This is a genomic window from Saccharopolyspora karakumensis, from assembly GCF_004349225.1.
In the GTDB taxonomy this organism is placed as follows: domain Bacteria; phylum Actinomycetota; class Actinomycetes; order Mycobacteriales; family Pseudonocardiaceae; genus Saccharopolyspora; species Saccharopolyspora endophytica.
In genome coordinates this window covers 1-16,474 of record NZ_SMLA01000037.1, presented here as the reverse complement: position 1 = coordinate 16,474, position 16,474 = coordinate 1, and the positions used below count along the sequence as shown (strand labels likewise).

13 protein-coding genes are annotated in these 16,474 nt (G+C 69.6%); 9 read left to right on the top strand and 4 right to left on the bottom strand.

Annotation, left to right across the window (positions count from 1 at the left end; all coding sequences use genetic code 11):
- The first annotated feature begins 133 nt into the window (after positions 1-133).
- The 3 genes from E1202_RS21405 (at position 134) to E1202_RS21395 (ending at position 2,772) form a co-directional block, all read left to right on the top strand.
- A complete protein-coding gene (locus tag E1202_RS21405; RefSeq protein ID WP_132684935.1) occupies positions 134-931 on the top strand; it encodes an HAD hydrolase family protein in 798 nt (265 codons plus the stop codon).
- A gap of 174 nt (positions 932-1,105) precedes the next feature.
- Positions 1,106-2,050, top strand: coding sequence for an ABC transporter ATP-binding protein (locus E1202_RS21400; protein ID WP_132684934.1), 945 nt, complete (start codon positions 1,106-1,108; stop codon positions 2,048-2,050).
- The gene (locus E1202_RS21395; RefSeq protein WP_132684933.1) at positions 2,047-2,772 is read left to right on the top strand and encodes an ABC transporter permease; all 726 of its coding nucleotides are present in this window, start codon (positions 2,047-2,049) and stop codon (positions 2,770-2,772) included. The genes E1202_RS21400 and E1202_RS21395 overlap by 4 nt, the downstream gene beginning before the upstream one ends.
- A gap of 590 nt (positions 2,773-3,362) precedes the next feature.
- On the opposite strand, the gene E1202_RS21390 is transcribed toward E1202_RS21395, so the two are convergent.
- Positions 3,363-3,830, bottom strand: a complete 468-nt coding sequence (locus tag E1202_RS21390; protein WP_235878812.1) for a universal stress protein — start codon at positions 3,828-3,830, stop codon at positions 3,363-3,365.
- A gap of 233 nt (positions 3,831-4,063) precedes the next feature.
- Here E1202_RS21390 and E1202_RS21385 point away from each other — a divergent pair, with 233 nt between their 5' ends.
- The 4 genes from E1202_RS21385 to E1202_RS21370 all read left to right on the top strand — a co-directional run bounded on the left by E1202_RS21385 (position 4,064) and on the right by E1202_RS21370 (position 8,606).
- Complete coding sequence (locus tag E1202_RS21385; RefSeq protein ID WP_235878810.1) at positions 4,064-4,657, top strand: hypothetical protein; 594 nt, start codon at positions 4,064-4,066, stop codon at positions 4,655-4,657.
- 128 nt (positions 4,658-4,785) lie between these two features.
- Positions 4,786-5,430 (top strand): tRNA (guanosine(46)-N7)-methyltransferase TrmB, encoded by a 645-nt coding sequence (gene trmB, locus E1202_RS21380; protein ID WP_408007017.1) that lies wholly within the window; start codon positions 4,786-4,788, stop codon positions 5,428-5,430.
- Between the two features lie 186 nt (positions 5,431-5,616).
- A complete protein-coding gene (locus E1202_RS21375) occupies positions 5,617-6,825 on the top strand; it encodes a nitric oxide synthase oxygenase (protein ID WP_132684931.1) in 1,209 nt (402 codons plus the stop codon).
- Between the two features lie 449 nt (positions 6,826-7,274).
- Complete coding sequence (locus E1202_RS21370; protein ID WP_132684930.1) at positions 7,275-8,606, top strand: amidohydrolase family protein; 1,332 nt, start codon at positions 7,275-7,277, stop codon at positions 8,604-8,606.
- Between the two features lie 48 nt (positions 8,607-8,654).
- Here the strand turns inward: E1202_RS21370 and E1202_RS21365 are convergent, their stop codons facing one another.
- Positions 8,655-9,347, bottom strand: a complete 693-nt coding sequence (locus E1202_RS21365) for an SDR family oxidoreductase (RefSeq protein ID WP_132684929.1) — start codon at positions 9,345-9,347, stop codon at positions 8,655-8,657.
- Positions 9,348-9,478: 131 nt separating this feature from the next.
- On the opposite strand from E1202_RS21365, the gene E1202_RS21360 reads away from it, so the two are divergent.
- Positions 9,479-10,780, top strand: coding sequence for an MFS transporter (locus E1202_RS21360; protein ID WP_207918847.1), 1,302 nt, complete (start codon positions 9,479-9,481; stop codon positions 10,778-10,780).
- Positions 10,781-10,973: 193 nt separating this feature from the next.
- On the opposite strand, the gene E1202_RS21355 is transcribed toward E1202_RS21360, so the two are convergent.
- Complete coding sequence (locus E1202_RS21355; protein ID WP_235878808.1) at positions 10,974-13,031, bottom strand: PhoX family protein; 2,058 nt, start codon at positions 13,029-13,031, stop codon at positions 10,974-10,976.
- 505 nt (positions 13,032-13,536) lie between these two features.
- On the opposite strand from E1202_RS21355, the gene E1202_RS21350 reads away from it, so the two are divergent.
- Complete coding sequence (locus E1202_RS21350; RefSeq protein WP_132684926.1) at positions 13,537-14,271, top strand: ribosomal RNA small subunit methyltransferase A; 735 nt, start codon at positions 13,537-13,539, stop codon at positions 14,269-14,271.
- A gap of 103 nt (positions 14,272-14,374) precedes the next feature.
- Here E1202_RS21350 and E1202_RS21345 read toward each other — a convergent pair whose 3' ends face one another.
- Positions 14,375-16,405: a PhoX family protein gene (locus E1202_RS21345; RefSeq protein WP_132684925.1), complete on the bottom strand. Its 2,031-nt coding sequence runs from the start codon at positions 16,403-16,405 to the stop codon at positions 14,375-14,377.
- Between the last annotated feature and the right edge of the window lie 69 nt (positions 16,406-16,474).

The following is a 16,474-nucleotide window of genomic DNA, read 5'->3' as shown; positions in this document are numbered from 1 at the left end:
CGTGGCGAGTGCGCCGCGACGCCGTGTATTGGCGTACATCAGGAGTGGCGCACGGAGTCCGCGGAACCGCTCCAGGTCCTGCCACCCGCACCGCCGAGCAAAGCACTTTCTCACCAGGCCCTAACCTGCGGGCGTGAGCGTTGACTTCAAACCCGACCTCGTCGCCCTCGACATCGACGGAACCCTGCTGAACCCGGACACCGACACCATCTCCGACGCCGTCAAGGCCGCCGTGCGCCGCGCCGTGGACTCCGGCGCGCAGCTGGTGCTGGCCACCGGGCGCGCCTTCCTCGGCACGGCGCCCGTGCTCGACGAACTCGGCCTGACCAGCGGGTTCGCGCTGTGCTCCAACGGTTCCGTGCTGGTGGACGTGGCCCGGCGCGAGCCGGTCTCGGTGGCCTCGTTCGACGCCACGCCGGTGCTGCGGGCGCTGCAGGAGCACCTGCCCGGCGCGATCTTCGCCGCCGAGGACGTCGGGGTCGGCAACCTCGTGTCCGACCCCTTCGACCCGGACAAGCTGCACGGCCCGCAGCGGATCACCCCGATCGACGAGCTGACCGCCCACCCGGTACCCCGGCTGATCGCGGAGTGGACCGAGCACGACCCGGCCGAGCTCGCCGAGACGCTCGCCGGCGTGCGGCTGCCGAACTGCACGATCTCCGTCGACACCTACGAGCCGTGGGTCACCGTGGTCCCGGAGGGGCTGTCCAAGGGGGCGGCGTTGGAGAAGCTGCGCACCGAGCTCGGCATCGCCGCGGGTCGCACGTTCGCGGCGGGCGACGGCACCAACGACTTCGAGATGCTGAGCTGGGCGGCCCGCGGCGTCGCGATGGGCCAGGCGCCCCTGGACCTGCGCGCCACGGCCGACGACACGATCGGCACGGTCGCCGAGGACGGTCTCGCCGTCGAGCTCAACCGCCTCTTCGCCTGAGCGGCCCGTTCTCGCAGCTCGCGGCTCCGCGATCCGCGAATCGCCCTGGAAGTCCACTGTGGATCGGAGAAGCGGGGACCGGGGTGCCGCTCCGGGAGAACCCTGAGGTGCGTCATCCTCGGAGTCGATTCACTACTACCGGCACGGCTCCGCGTCCCAGCAACAGGAGTGATCATGATCGAGGCGAGCGGCCTCACCAAGCGCTACGGCCAGAAGGTGGCGGTGGACGACCTGTCGTTCACGGTCAAACCCGGTCACGTCACCGGGTTCCTCGGCCCCAACGGCGCGGGCAAGTCCACCACGATGCGGATGATGCTCGGGCTGGACAACCCCACCTCCGGCGAAGTGCGCATCAACGGCAAGCGCTACGGCGAGCTCCGCAACCCGCTGCGCACCGTCGGCGCGCTGCTGGACGCCAAGTGGGTGCACCCCAACCGCTCGGCCCGCGCGCACCTGCGGTGGATGGCGCGCTCCAACGGGATCCCGATGCAGCGCGTCGAGGAGGTCCTGGAGCAGGTCGGCCTCACCGACGTCGCCCGGCGCAACGCGGGCGGGTTCTCGCTGGGCATGTCGCAGCGCCTGGGGCTGGCGACCGCGCTGCTCGGCGACCCCGAGGTGCTGCTGTTCGACGAGCCCGTCAACGGCCTCGACCCGGAGGGCATCCACTGGATCCGCCGGTTCATGCAGGGCCTGGCCGCCGAGGGGCGCACCGTCTTCGTCTCCAGCCACCTGCTGTCGGAAATGGCGCTGACGGCCGAAGAACTCGTCGTCATCGGCCGCGGCAAGCTGATCGCGCAGTGCAGCACCGCCGAGTTCGTCGACAACGCGGGCAGCAGCTCGGTGCTGGTGCGCTCGCCGGAAGCCTCGCAGCTGCAACGGCTGCTCGGCGACGAGCAGATCACCGTCCGCTCCTCGGAGGCCGACCGCTTGGTCATCGACGGCGCGACCACCGAGCAGATCGGTGAGCTGGCCGCGCAGCACCGGATCGTGCTGCACGAGCTCACCGCGCAGCGCGGTTCGCTGGAGGACGCGTTCATGCAGATGACCAGCGACTCCGTGGAATACCAGACCACGCTCGGCGAGGCGACCGAGCTGACCGCCCAGGGGGTGGCCCGATGACGTTGCTCGCCGTCGAGCGCATGAAGCTGTTCTCCACCCGTTCCCCGTGGTGGTGCATGTTCCTCGCCCTCGCGCTGCCGATCGGGTTCACCGCCCTGATCGCCGCAGTCTCCGACGGGATGTCGCTGAGCACGACGCAGTTCGGCTACCAGTTCGGGCTGATGGTCACGCTGGTGCTGGCCGCGCTGGCGATCACCACCGAGTACCGGTTCGGCACCATCCGCGCGACCTTCCAGGCGGTGCCGAACCGAACCGCGGTGCTGCTGGCCAAGACCGCGGTCGTCGCGGTGCTGGCGCTGATCATCGGCGAGATCGGCGCGTTCGGCTCGTGGGCGATCTCCACGGTGCTGCAGCCCAGCTCGGACCTGGCGATCACCACCGCCGAGCAGTGGCGCGAGATCGCCGGTGTCGGGCCGGTGTTCGCGTTCTCCGCGATCTTGGCGGTCGGCGTCGGGATGCTGGTGCGGCAGACCGCGGGCGCGGTGACCATCCTGCTGCTGTGGTCGCTCATGGTGGAAAGCCTCATCGCGCTGGTGCCCGAGGTCGGGCAGGACGTCCAGCAGTGGATGCCCTTCGTGATGGCCGACCACTTCCTCAAGGGCGGCGGGAACATGGCCATCGACATGCCGCTGGGGCCGTGGGGAGCACTCGCGTACTTCGCGGCGGTCACGGTGGGTGTCTGGTCGATCGGATTGGCCGTGACGCACCGCCGCGATGCCTGACCAGCGGATTTGATCATGACTCCGAAAGACCTTGATCAAATCGGGAATCCCCAGCTGGGCCCGGGATAGCAAAACGTTACCGAGCCCGGCCGAGAGTCTGATCACGCCGACCGATAGGATCGACTTGCAAGATCGAGCGGTCGTCATCGGCACGCCGATCGCACCGGGTCACATTGGGCACGGTGCGTCAGCGGCGGATCACCCAGTGGTTCGAGAACGCTGAAGCACAACCAAAGACGACCGACTGCAGTAGCGCTCGGGGGCGCCGGCGGTCGGGACGGGGGAGGGCCCCGGGCTGTCATTCGGGGGATGGCCCGGGGCCCTGTGCTTTCTGCGCTTTCCACGTCCGGCGCAGCGTGGTTCGTTCAGTATTTCTCGGCGCTGCGAACTCTTGGGGTCGCTTTGCTTGGCGGTGCGAGTGGCGGAACCTGAGGCGGTCCTCCTGCTCCGGGCGCGCCGACTCGTGTACGACCAATGCACAGCGTCGACACGTCCTCGCAGGAGAACCACCTCAGAACCCGCGGCGGTGCCGGTTGAGTCCCACACCTGAAACGGCGGCTGCCGCCGCACTTCCCAGCAGCTGACAGCCGCTAGACCATCGGGCGGACGACCAGGACCGGGCAGGCCGCGTGGCGGACGCACTGCTCCGCGACGGATCCGAGCATCAGGCCGGAGAACCCGCCTCGGCCACGGTGGCCGACGACCAGGAGGTCCGCGCCCTTGGACGCCGAGAGCAGGGCTTGCGGCGAGGGCGAGTGGACCACGTGGATCTCCACGGTGACCTTCGGCGGGTCGCCGAGGTTGTCGGCGACGATCTTCGCCGTCTCCCGCTCCACTTCCTGCTGGAACGCTTCGGTGCTCGGGACGGCGTTGGGCGGGCAGTCGGCGGGGCGCGGTGCCGTGCGCATGCTCCAGGCCCGCACGACGTGCAGCACGGCGTTGCGGCGCTCGGCCTCCTCCCCGGCCACGACGAGGGCTCGCAGCGACGAGGCCGAGATGTCGAGGCCCACGACGACACCGTTGTTGATCTCCACGCGTTGGAACGTCTGATCCGGCACGCCTCTACTCCAACCGCCACGGCTCCCGTTGTCGAGCCAGCACCCATTAGGTCAACCGAACGAGTTCTGTCTGTGATTGCAATCACATTTTACACGCTTGTCCCATTCGTCGGTTTGGCTGTGGTAAGGCATAAGTAGAGGTGTCCCGCAACCAGCGTCGCTTGGGGGCATGCGCTGGCCGTGGGCGAGTACTTCAGCTCGCGTCTATCTCCACCACAAGAGGAGTGGGCCACATGCTGTCTTCGCAGGAGCGTGCACTGTCTTCACAAGAGCGTGCGCTGATCGACGCACCGCGCGGTGGCGTGCGCGCCAAGCACATCGGCAACGACGTCCAGCTGGAGCCGGTTCCGCGGCTCGAGTGGTCGCTGGCGACCGAAGCCCACCCGCCGGCCACCGAAGCCGCGACACCCGCATCGCTCCGGCGCAGCTGGATCCACACCGCTTCCGAGCGGCAGGTCCTGGAACTCTTCCGCAAGCTCCACGGCGCCAAGCGCCGGCTGCCCGCGCCCTGGTGGCTGCGCGCGCTGGACCGCGGCGACCTCGCCTCCCGCGCCGAGGCGTTCCAGATCGAGGACGAGGTGCACGCCGCGCTCTCGGCCCGACCCGGCTGGGTCTTCGTCCCCTGGGTCGGCATCAGCGAGGCCGGGTACTGGGAGTACGCCCCGTCCGACCGCGGCTCGGTGAAGATGCCCACCACCGTCGTCCTGACCGACGAGCACGAGGGCTGGGTCAACGTCGTCCCCGCCTACGGCGACGAGGAACCGCTGCCCGTGCCGACCAGCACGACCAAGCTGCTCTCCCTGCTCCCGCAGGTCGAGGTGTGGTGAGCCGGTAGCCGAACACGCGGTGCTCGGGGGCCGCAGTCGGTTTGCGATAATTCTTCCTCGTGAATTCCTCTGACCAGCAGGTTCCGTTCCGCCGCACCGTCGTCAGCTACGTCCAGCGAGGCGAGCGGATGACCGTGGGCCAGCAGCGGGCCTGGGATCGCCACTGGGCGGAGCTCGGCTCCGACGTCACCGAGCTGCCCGAGGGCCCGTTGGACGTGGAGTCCTGGTTCGGCCGTTCCGCGCCGGTGGTGCTGGAGATCGGCTCGGGCATGGGCGAGACGACCGCGCAGCTCGTCGCGGCGCAGCCGGACGTCAACTACCTGGCGGTCGAGGTCTACAAGCCCGGTCTGGCCCAGCTGATGCTGCGCGCGGAGAAGCTGGAGGTCTCCAACCTCCGCCTGCTGCGCGGCGACGCGATCGTGCTCCTGCGCGAGCACGTCGAGCCGGGATCGCTGGACGAGGTGCGGATTTACTTCCCGGACCCGTGGCCGAAGAAGCGCCACCACAAGCGCCGCCTGGTCCAGCCGGAGTCGGTCGAGCTGATCACCTCGCGGTTGCGTCCCGGGGGCGTGCTGCACCTGGCCACCGACTGGGAGAACTACGCCGAGCAGATGCGCGAGGTCTGCGAGGCCCAGTCGCAGCTGCGCAACCGCTGCGCCGACGAGCCCGGCGGCTGGGCTCCGCGTCCCGACTGGCGTCCGGTCACGAAGTTCGAGAACCGCGCGCACGACGAGGGCCGCGAGATCCACGACTTGATCTACGAGCGGGTCTGACTCCTGATGGGCGATCCTTGATCGGCCGAGATGTTCACTCGAATGGTCGATCAAGGGTTCCGTCAAACGCGTCGAAACTAGTTACATCGCGTTAACGGCGACCTGTTCGTGGCGGCTCAAGATCACCGGAAAGAGAACGGCTCTGAGCTGCCCAGGCAGCAGGTTTCGCGACTACGTTCGCACGGCGTGACGGCTATTCGCGAGGAACTCATCCCGAGCCAGACGAGCCCGTCGGAAACCGCCGCCGAGGACTTCCTGCGCTCCTTCCACTCCGCCCACCCCGAAGCCGGTTCCCTGCGCGAACGGCTCGCCGAAGTGCGGCGCAGCATCGCCGAGACCGGCACCTACCGGCACACCACCGCCGAACTCTCCTACGGAGCCCGCGTCGCGCTCCGCGACAGCGGCTGGTGCACCAGCGGCCTGCCCTGGCGCCGCCTCAAGGTGCGCGACCTGCGCGGCCTGCGCAACGCCTCGGCCATCGCCGGCGAGTGCTTCGAGCACCTGCGGCTGGCCACCAACGCCGGCCGCATCCAGCCGTTGATCACCGTTCTCGCCCCGGACTCCCCCGAGTCGTCCGGCCCCCGGATCTGGAACGAGCAGGTCGTCCGCTACGCCGGGTACTCGCTGGCCGACGGCGGTGTCCTCGGCGACGCCCGCTACCAGGGCTTCACCGCCACAGCGCAGAACCTCGGCTGGCAACCCCCGCCGGAGCGAGGCCGCTTCGACCACTTACCGCTGGTCGTCGAGACCGAGCACGAGGGCGTCACGCTCGCCGCGGTGCCGCGCGACGTCGTCCAGGAAGTCCCGCTGGAGCACCCCGACCACCGCTGGTTCGGCGAACTCGGGCTGCGCTGGCACAGCGTCCCGCTGATCAGCAACATGGAGCTGCTCATCGGCGGGATCCGCTACCCGGCCGCGCCGTTCAACACCTGGTTCGTGGGCACCGAGATCGGCACCCGCGGTCTCGCCGACGACCAGGCCTACGGCCTGACCCGCCAGATCGCCGAACGGCTGGGCATGGACACCTCCACCGAGCGCAGCCTGTGGCGGGATCGGGCGATCGTCGAGATCAACCGCGCCGTGCTGCACTCCTTCGACGCCGCTCGCGTCACCATCACCGATCACCACAGCGAAGCGCTGCACCGGCTCGAATGGCTGCGCTCGGGACGCCGTCCCGGCGGATCGGCACCGGCGTTCACGGTCAGCAAGGCCGCGGCCCGCCGAGCCAGAAGCGGATCGGACGATCGACCAGCGCCGGAGGCGCGGGTAACCGGCCGCCGGGAACCGGCCGCAGCTGAGCGGGACGCGTCTCCAGAAGAGCGAAATCGCCCCCGCTACGACGTTCTTGCCCGGATGAGCCGCCGTTGTCTGGGCACGGACCTGCCCCAGGAGTGAAGCCGTTCTCGCGGCGCTTGCGCTCGCCACCGCCGTAGCTCTCCAGCAGGTCCTGCAGCACGGAGCTCAGCGCCATCAGCAGCAGCGCGATCATCGCGATGGCGGCGGCGATGGCGGTCATCGTGGTCTCGAACATGGTGAACCTCCCCGACTCGGGTTCGTCGCTCCCAGCGTGGCTCCTGCGATGCCTCGTGCGGATCGGCCAGCTGGGGATGTTTTCCCTGATCATTCGGTTGGCCCATCAGGGCTCTGCCCCTAAGGGCGGGTCCTCGGTGCGGCCTGGTTCAAGATTCGGGCATCGGCGCGAAAACCGGTATCGGCCTGCAGGCCAGGGATCGAGCCGCTCAGGTCGGCCGATCGGCCAGGTCGTGTTGACCTTTCGGCCAAGGTCGCGCCCGCCGGGGAACGAGGCCGTCCGGTTGCGGATCGCGGTGCGGCAGAATGCGGTCATGCCGACCGCACTCCGCCTGCACGCACCGATGGCCCTGCCCTGCGACGCGACCTGCTCGGTCGTCCGGGACGCGGTCGTGGACGTCGACGACACCGGCCGCATCAGCTACTGCGGGCCTCGCCAGGGCGCACCGGAACGGCCCAACGACGTGATCGTCCGCGAATGCGGCGGAATCCTGCTGCCCGGCCTCATCAACGCCCACGCCCACAGCCCGATGACGCTGCTGCGCGGCATGGGCGCGGACCTGCCGCTGCTGCGCTGGCTCAACGAGGTGATCTTCCCGGCCGAGGCCAGGCTCCGCCCGTCCGACGTGCGCGCGGGCATGGAGCTGGGATGCGTGGAGATGCTGCGAGCGGGCATCACCACCAGCGCGGAGATGTACTTCATCGCAGAGTCCATGGTCGAGGCGACGCTGGCGGTCGGTTCCCGCGCGGTGCTGGCCTCCGCCGTGATCGACACCCCGGCACTGGAGGCGCTCGGGGGGTGGCGCGGCGCGGTCGAGGTCATCGACCGCTGGATCGACGCCGACGGCCTGCGCTTCGGTCCCGGTGAGCGCATCGAGCTGGCCTACGGCCCGCACTCGGCCTACCTGCTGCCGCCGGAAGCGCTGCAGACGATCGGTGAGTCCGCGCAGCAGCGCAACGCCCTGGTCCACACCCACGTCGCGGAAACCCTCGCCGAGGACACCGCCCAGCGGGAGGAGTACGGCTCGGTCCCGGCGCTGCTGGACAAGCTCGGCGTGCTCGAAGGCCGGGTCGTCGCGGCGCACGGCGTGCACCTCAGCGACGAGGACATCGAGCTGTTCGCGCGGCGCGGTGTCGGTGTCGCGCACTGCCCGGGCTCCAACGCCAAGCTCGCCTCCGGCACCGCTCGGCTGGTCGAGCTGCTGGCGGCGGGCGTCCCGGTGGGGCTGGGCACCGACGGGCCCTCCAGCAACGACGACCTCGACCTGTGGGAAGAGGTGCAGCTCGCGGGCCTGTTCGCGCGCACGGTCACCGGCGACGCGACGGCGCTGAGCGCGCGGGCCGCGCTGCTGGCCGCGACCCGCGGTGGTGCCGAGGCGCTGCACCGCGACGACATCGGTGCGCTGGAACCGGGCCGCTGGGCCGACATCGTGCACCTCGACGTCGACAACCCCGCTTTCGCAACGGGCCTGGACGCACCCGACGAGCAGGTGATGTCGAACGTGGTGTGGGCGGCCGGTTCGCGCAGCGTGCGCGACGTGTGGGTCGCCGGCGAGGAGGTCCTCAACGACCGCGAACCCACCCGGGTCGACCGCCGCACGGTCCAGGCCGCGGCCCGCACCGCCGCCCAGCACGTCCGGGGCTGAGCACGACGGAGCCCCGGACCGCGCGGGCCCGGGGCTCGATGTGGGAGATCAAGCAGCGGCGGGGCGCACGATGATCTCGGTGAGGTGCGAGTCCGGCGTGGCGTTGACGGCCGAGATGATCGGCTTGGCCACGGACTCGGGACGCAGGTAGCGGTCGGCCTCGAAGGTCCCGCCTTCCTGCTCGCGGACGGAACGCTGCATGTCCGTCGCGGTCCGGCCGGGGAACACCGAGGTCACGCGCACGCCGTTGGCGGCTTCCTCGGCGCGCAGCACGTCGGCGAACGCGCGCAGCGCGAACTTGCTGGCCGCGTAGGCACCCCAGTTCGGCTTGGCGCTCAGGCCCGCGCCCGAGTTGACCAGCACGACGTGGCCCTGCGCGGCGCGGAGCTGGGGCAGCAGCAGGCGGGTGAGCTCGGTGACGGCGAAGAGGTTGACCTCGAAGGTGCGCCGCCAGGAATCGCCGGTGGCGTCGGCGATGGTGCCGAGCTCGACGAGTCCGGCGCAGTGCACCAGGACGTCGACTCGCTCGATGTCGGTCGCGGCGTCGGCCAGCGCGGCGTGGTCGGTGAGTTCCACCGGCCACTCGCGGGCGGCGCCGGGCAGTTCGTCGATCAGGGTCCGGATGGCGTCGGTGTCGCGGCCGCCCAACAACAGGTCATGAGTGTTGGACAGCTCACGCGCGACCGCGGCACCGATGCCTCGTGAGGCGCCGGTGACCAGGGCAATCGGGCGTTCGGGCATGTCTGTCACGCTACAGGTGGCATATTTCACCGGAGCTACCGGCCGTCCCATCCTCCGGTCGGGTCTTGACCTGGTGGGCGGGCTGCGCGTATGCCCATCCGGTGAGCAGCGCCAACGTAGCTTCTGCGGAGATGCAGAACCGGATCCTGCGCAAGGTCGCGATCCGGTTGATGCCCTTCCTGTGCCTCCTGTACTTCGTCAACTACCTGGACCGGGTCAACATCGGCTTCGCCGGCCCGAACGGGATGAACGACGAACTGGGCATGACCGCAACGGTCTTCGGGTTCGCCTCGGGCATCTTCTTCCTCGGCTACCTGGTGCTGGAGGTGCCGAGCAACCTCGCCCTGCACCGCTTCGGCGCCCGCAAGTGGCTGGCCCGGATCATGATCACCTGGGGCATCGTCGCGACCGTGATGGCGTTCGTGCCGAACGCGACGACGCTGGTGGTGCTGCGGTTCCTGCTGGGCGTCGCCGAGGCAGGGTTCTTCCCGGGCATCATCCTGTACCTGACGTACTGGTTCCCGGCGGTGCAGCGGGCCAAGGCGGTCGCGCTGTTCATGGCCGCGGTCCCGGTCTCCAGCGCCATCGGCGCGACCGTGTCGAGCGCGCTGATCAGCAGCGGGCACGGCGTTTTCGGCCTGTCCGGCTGGCGGTTCATGTTCCTGGTGGAAGGCGTGCCGGCGATCCTGCTGGCGGTGGCGACCTGGTTCTACCTGACCGACCGGCCCGAGCAGGCCAAGTGGCTCGAAGACGAGGAACGCGAGTGGCTGTCCGGTCAGCTGGAGGCCGAGCGCGCCGAAACCGAGGCCGCGCACGCGTGGCCGCTGCGCAAGGCCCTGACGCATCCGCGGATCCTGGCGCTGGCTTTCGTCTACTTCGGCATCGCCTACGGCCTGTACGCGCTGGGCTTCTTCCTGCCCACGATCGTCAAGGGCTTCGAGCAGCAGTACGGCACGGAGCTGTCCACGATGGAAGCCGGCCTGGTGACGGCGGTTCCGTACGTGATCGGCGCGGTGGCGATGGTCCTCTGGGCCGCGCACGGCGACCGCACCCGCGAGCGGGTCTGGCACGTGGCGCTGCCGATGCTGATCGGCGGCGTGTCCATCCCGGTCGCGCTGTACCTGGGCAACCCGTTCATGGCCATGGTCGCGGTGACGATCTGCGCGGTCGGCGTCTGCGCCGCCCTGCCCACGTTCTGGGCGCTCCCCAGCAACTTCCTCGCCGGTGCCGCAGCGGCGGGCGGCATCGCGCTGATCAACTCGCTGGGCAACATCAGCGGTTTCGCGGCGCCCTACATCACCGGAGCCCTCGCCGACGTCACGGGCTCCCAACGCTCCGGCCTCTGGGTAGTGGGCGTGATCATGATCGCTGCGGCCTTCACGGTCATCGCCCTCCGCGCAGTCCCCAAGGAATCCCCCACCTCCCAAGACTGACCCCGTCCACCCGACCGGATCTCAGTGGAACTCAGACCCTCGATTTCAGTGGAAGTCGGGAACCCGGTTTCAGTGGAAATCCGGTCATGTGAGGGGAGCGGCTGCTCGGGATGGCCGGAGCTCGGGCCGGGGGTGAAGACGCAACGAGGGTCCCTGGCCTTTCGGCCGGGGACCCCCGCGCTCGCAAGGTGGATCAGCCGCGGCCGATCTCACCGCCGTCTTCACGCCAGATCGCCACGACCGACGGACGCGGCTGCGAGGTGCCGCCGTCCGGCCAGTGCGATGCCGGGTTGCCCGCGTTGTGGCCGTCGATCTCGCCCGGGTGCTGCACCGACACGGTCACCAGCTTGTCGCGCACCACGGGACCGCAGGTCTCAGCACCGTTGGGCACGGTCAGGAACTGCTTGACGAAGCCGCGCTCCGGTCCCTCGACGGGCACCGCGAACAGGCCGTCGTTGGAGTCCAGGGCGTTGCCGTCGGTGGAGATCCACAGGTTGCCGTGGCGGTCGAAGGCCACGTTGTCGGGGCACGAGATCGGGCTGACCTTGCTCTTGTCGAACCCGCCGAAGTAGGTGCCCGCGTCGTTCGGGTCGCCGCACACCAGCAGCAGGTTCCAGCCGAAGCGGGTGCCCGTGGTGTCGTCGTCGATCTCCAGCACGTGACCGTGCTTGTTGCCGACGCGCGGGTTGGCCTCGTCCGGAGCCGCGTTGCCCTCGCTGCCGCGGTTGCTGTTGTTGGTCAGCGCGCAGTAGACCTTGCCGTTGACCGTGTTGGGCTGGATGTCCTCGGGCCGGTCCATCTTGGTGGCGCCCACCGCGTCGGCGGCCAGGCGCGTGAAGACGTAGACCTCCTCGGCGGTGAAGCCGGGGACGAAGGACTCCTTGCCGCTGGCCAGCGCGATCCACTCGCCGATGCCGTCGAACTTGCCGTCGGCGGGCAGCTTCCCGGTGCCGTCGATCTCGTCGGCGGGGCTGTTGCCGGTGAACTTCGCGACGTAGAGCGTGCCGTCGTCGAGCAGGGTCATGTTGTGCCGGCGGGCCAGCGCGCTGGTGCCCTGCTTGACCTTGCCGTTGGAGACGAACTTGTAGATGTAGTCGAAGCGCTCGTCGTCACCGCTGTAGGCCACGACGCGGCCGTCGTCGGCGATCTGGACCGCGGCGCCCTCGTGCTTGAAGCGGCCCAGCGCGGTGTGCTTGACCGGGGTCGAGGACGGGTCGTTCGGGTCGATCTCGACGGTCCAGCCGAAGCGGTTGGCCTCGTTGGGCTCCTGCGCGAGGTCCCAGCGCTTGTCGAACCGCTCCCACTTGCGGGTGCTGGCGGTCCCTTCGAAGCCGTAGCGGCCGAGGCGCTCCTTGGCGACCGGGTCGGTGACGCTGTCGGCGTTGGCGAAGTACTGGTTGAAGTTCTCCTCGCCGGACAGGATCGTGCCCCACGGGGTGAGGCTGCCCGCGCAGTTGTTCTGGGTGCCGAAGACGGTCGTGCCGGTCGGGTCGGCGGAGGTCTTCAGCAGGTCGCTGCCCGCTGCGGGTCCGCGCAGCTCGAACGGGGTGTTGAGCGTGATGCGCCGGTTGTAGCGGCTCGGCGCCGGCTTGAGGCTGCCGTCGTCTTGGCGCTTGACCATCACCACGGACAGACCGTGGGCGGCCCAGGCGATGCGGGCCTGCTCCTCGGTGGGGTTGTTCTCGTCGTAGTCGAGGAACATGTGCTCCTCGGTGGTGTACTCGTGGTTGCACACCAGGAGGCTTTCGGCACCGGTCCGGTCGAGCGCGATGAGCTCGGCGAAGTCGTTGTTGTAGCCGAACTGCTTCTCCTGCGCGGCGGCGCTCTGGTTGGCGAAGTCGAACTCGGGCGCGCCTTCGACGACCGGGTCACCCCAGCGGATCACGACGCCCTGCTGGTAGCCGTCCGCGACGACCACGGCGTCCTGCGTGTTCGGCGCGACCGGCGCGAAGTCGGTGCCGGGCACGGCGCCTCGGGCCGGGGCGGGCTGGGGCGCGGCAGCGGCGGTGCCGTTGAGCACGGCGGCGCCGCCGACGGTCAGCGCGAGCGCGCCGGTGGCCTTCAGAGCGCCACGACGGCTGAGCACGGCCTCGACGATGTCACCGAAGTAGGCGTTGCCGGAGGTGTTCGGCGCCTCGTGCTGGCAGGCGTTGCCGCAGCGGTACTTGCAGGTGACCGAGGAACGGCTGGCGCTGTGGTGGGAGATGAGAGGGAGCGGGATGACCCGCCCGCTGTCCGGTCGGGAAGACAAGCGGACCTCCATGGGATTGGTTTGGAACACCCGAACGTTAGACAGATCGGGCGATGTACTCGGTACATCTGGGTGAACAGAAGCCAAACAAGCGACGCAGAGTCGCCGACACCGCGCTCCCCTGCTCTTCCGCCGAGTGTCCGGCGTCACCACGGGGGGAGTTCTGGCCCGAACCGCCCGTGATCGACATCCCTTTCATCTGGTCGGTTCGGACCAGAACTCCCCTGTCCCCCCTCGACGCCGAGCCGGGTGCCGGAGCCGGGCGCTGCGAAAAATCGGTTTCGGGCCGGGGTGGAGGCTTGTAGCTTTGTCGACATGGGACTTTGTTCCGCTGCCTTCTTCATCCGGCTGCGTTCCGCCTAGGCGGCGCGGCCGGTAGATCGCGTCGCCGTTCGCGTCCGGGTCTCGTTCCCCGACGCGCGGTCGATGCTGCGGACGTTCACCCGCCGGCCTGTGCGCGCGAGACCCGGTTCCCATCCGGCTCGCGAGTGCAGGAGCAGTCCCCATGTCTTTCCGCCGCAGGACGGCGCGCGATCGCGCGCGCCGCGAACTCGGCCAGAACTTCCTGATCAACCCCCGCGCGGCCCGCCGCATGGCCCGCGCCCTGACGCAGTCGCAGGACCCCGTCGTCGAACTCGGAGCGGGCCGCGGCGCGCTGACCCGGGAGCTCGTCCACCTCGGCCGCCCGCTGATCGCGGTCGAGCTCGACCGGCGCTGCGTCGAGCGCCTGAGCGCCGAACTCCCGCAGGTGCGCCTCCACCACGGCGACATGCGCGAGTTCCGGTTCCCGGCCAGGCCGCACGCCGTGGTCGGCAACCTGCCGTTCGGCATCACCACGACGATGACCCGCACCCTGCTCACCACCCAGAACTGGACCGAAGCGGTGCTGCTGATCCAGCACGAGGTGGCGGGCAAGCGGGCGAGGGGCGGCAGCCAGCTCAACGCCCAGTGGGCGCCCTGGTTCGAATTCCGGCTGCTGGGCGAGATTCCGGCGCAGGACTTCCGGCCGATCCCGGCGTGCAGCGGCGGAATCCTCCACATCACCAGGCGGCAGCTCCTCCCGGTGGAGCGCAGGAACGACTACCAGGCCTTCGTCCAAGCCGTCTACCAGGCGAGGGGCCGATCGCTCGCGGAGATGATCCGCAACGTCACCGGCCACCGCCACCACGGCCTACCGCCGTTGCCGAAAGACCTGACACCGCAGGCGTGGGTGCGGCTCTACCGGCGGATCAGGAGCTGATCGGGAGGCGTGGGTTCGGCGGATCCGGGACACCGGCCACCGCGAGACCGGCATGGCCGAGTGCCGGTCTCGCGGTGCCTGAACTTCACCCTTCGAGAGCTGATCAGCGCCAGACCGCGACCACCGAGGGCCGGGGCTGGGCGGTGCCGCCGTCGGGCCAGTGGCTGGCGGGGTTGTCGGCGTCGGCGCCGTCCAGCTCGCCCGGGTGCTGGGCGGAGACGAGGACGAGGTCGTCCTCGATGACCGGACCGCAGGCTTCGGCGCCGCGCGGGACGCTGAGGAACGCCTTGACGTGGCCGCGTTCCGGGCCTTCCAGCGGGACGGCGTAGAGGCCGTCGTTGAAGCCGAGCGCGCCGCTGGAGTCGGTGGTGATCCACAGGTTGCCCCGGCTGTCGAAGGCGACGTTGTCCGGGCAGGTGATCGGGCTGACCTGCGACTTGTCGTATCCGGCGAAGTAGGTCGACGGGTCGGCCGGGTCGCCGCAGACCAGCAGCAGTCGCCAGGTGAACAGGATGCCCGCCGGGTCGTCGTCGAGCTCCATGACCTGGCCGTGCTTGTTGGTGTCGCGCGGGTTCGGCTCGTCGGCGGGTGCCTTGCCGTCGGTGCCGCGATCGGAGTTGTTGGTCAGCGCCGCGTAGACGCGTCCCGTGTCGGGGTGCGGCTGGACGTCCTCGGGCCGGTCCATCTTGGTGGCGTCGGCCTTGTCGGCGGCCTGGCGGGTGAAGACGTAGACCTCGTCGGCGCTCATGCCGTCGACGAAGCTGGTGTCGTTGTGCGCCAGCGGGATCCACTCGCCGACGCCGTCGAACTCCCCGTCGGAGGGCAGTGTCCCGGTGCCGTCGATCTCGGCGGGGTTGTCGCCGGTGAACTTCGCGACGTAGAGGGTGCCCGAGTCCAGCAGCGACGTGTTGTGCCTGCGGGCGTGCCCGCTGCTGCCCGGCTTCATCTTCCCGTCGGAGACGAACCGGTACATGTACTCGAACTTCTCGTCATCGCCCATGTAGGCGGCGACGCGGCCGTCGTCGAGGACGCGGATGTTGGCGCCTTCGTGCTTGAGGCGGCCGAGCGCGGTGTGCTTGATCGGGGTGGAGGACGGGTCGTTCGGGTCCAGCTCGATGATCCAGCCGAACCGGTTGGGTTCGTTGGGCTGCTGGGCGAGGTCCCAGCGGGAGTCGAAGCGCTCCCACTTGCGGTCGGTCGCCCCGCCGGAGATCCCGTAGCGCGCAAGGCGTTCCGCGGCGACCGGGTCGGTGACGGTGTCGGCGTTGGCGAAGTACTGGTGGAAGTTCTCCTCGCCGGACAGGATCGTGCCCCACGGTGTGACACCGCCGGAGCAGTTGTTCATGGTGCCCAGCGAGCGCGTTCCCGTCGGATCGGCAGGGGTTTTCAGCCACTCGCTGCCTGCTGCGGGTCCGCGCAGCTCGAAGGGGGTGGTGAGGGTGATGCGCCGGTTCAGCGGGTCGATCACCGGCTTCTTGTCCTCCAGCACCACGACCGAAAGCCCGTGGGCCGCCCAGGAGATGCGGGCCTGCTGCTCGGTGGGGTTCTCCGAGTCGTAGCCGCGGAAGACGAACTCCTCGGTGACGTACTCGTGGTTGTTGACCATCAGCCTGCGGCCGTCGGGCAGCGGCAGCAGCGCGCAGAAGTCGTTGTTGTAGCCGAACTGGCCTTCTTGTGCCTCGGGTGACTGGGCGTCGAAGTCGAACTCCGGTGCGCCGGGCAGGATCGGGTCGCCCCAGCGGATCACGATCTGCTGCTGGAAGCCGTCCGGGATCACCACCGCGTCCTCGGTGTTGGGCCGGATCGGCACGAAGTCCAGACCGGTCGCGGCGGCCGCTTCGCGGGAGGCGAGCGCGGGAACCGCGAGCGCGGCCGTGGCCACCGCTCCGGCCTTGAGCAGGCCGCGGCGGCTGAGCACCTGGTCCAGGACCTGCCCGAAGTAGGCGTTGTCCGAGGTGTTCGGCGGGTGTTGGGAGCACTGGTCGCCGCATCGGTAGCGGCACGTGACGCGGGCACGTCCGCCCGTGAGCAGCGGCAGGAGTCGACGTTCGGGAGCCACCGGGACCTCCAAGCTGTTCGAGAACGGCTTGGAGCGTAAGCGAACGTCAACGTTGTGCAAGGGCTTGGCGAACATTGGGCGACGACTACGGAGGGGCGCGCGGATCTAGATCCGCGCGCCCCTCCGTAGTCGTTCGATCAGACC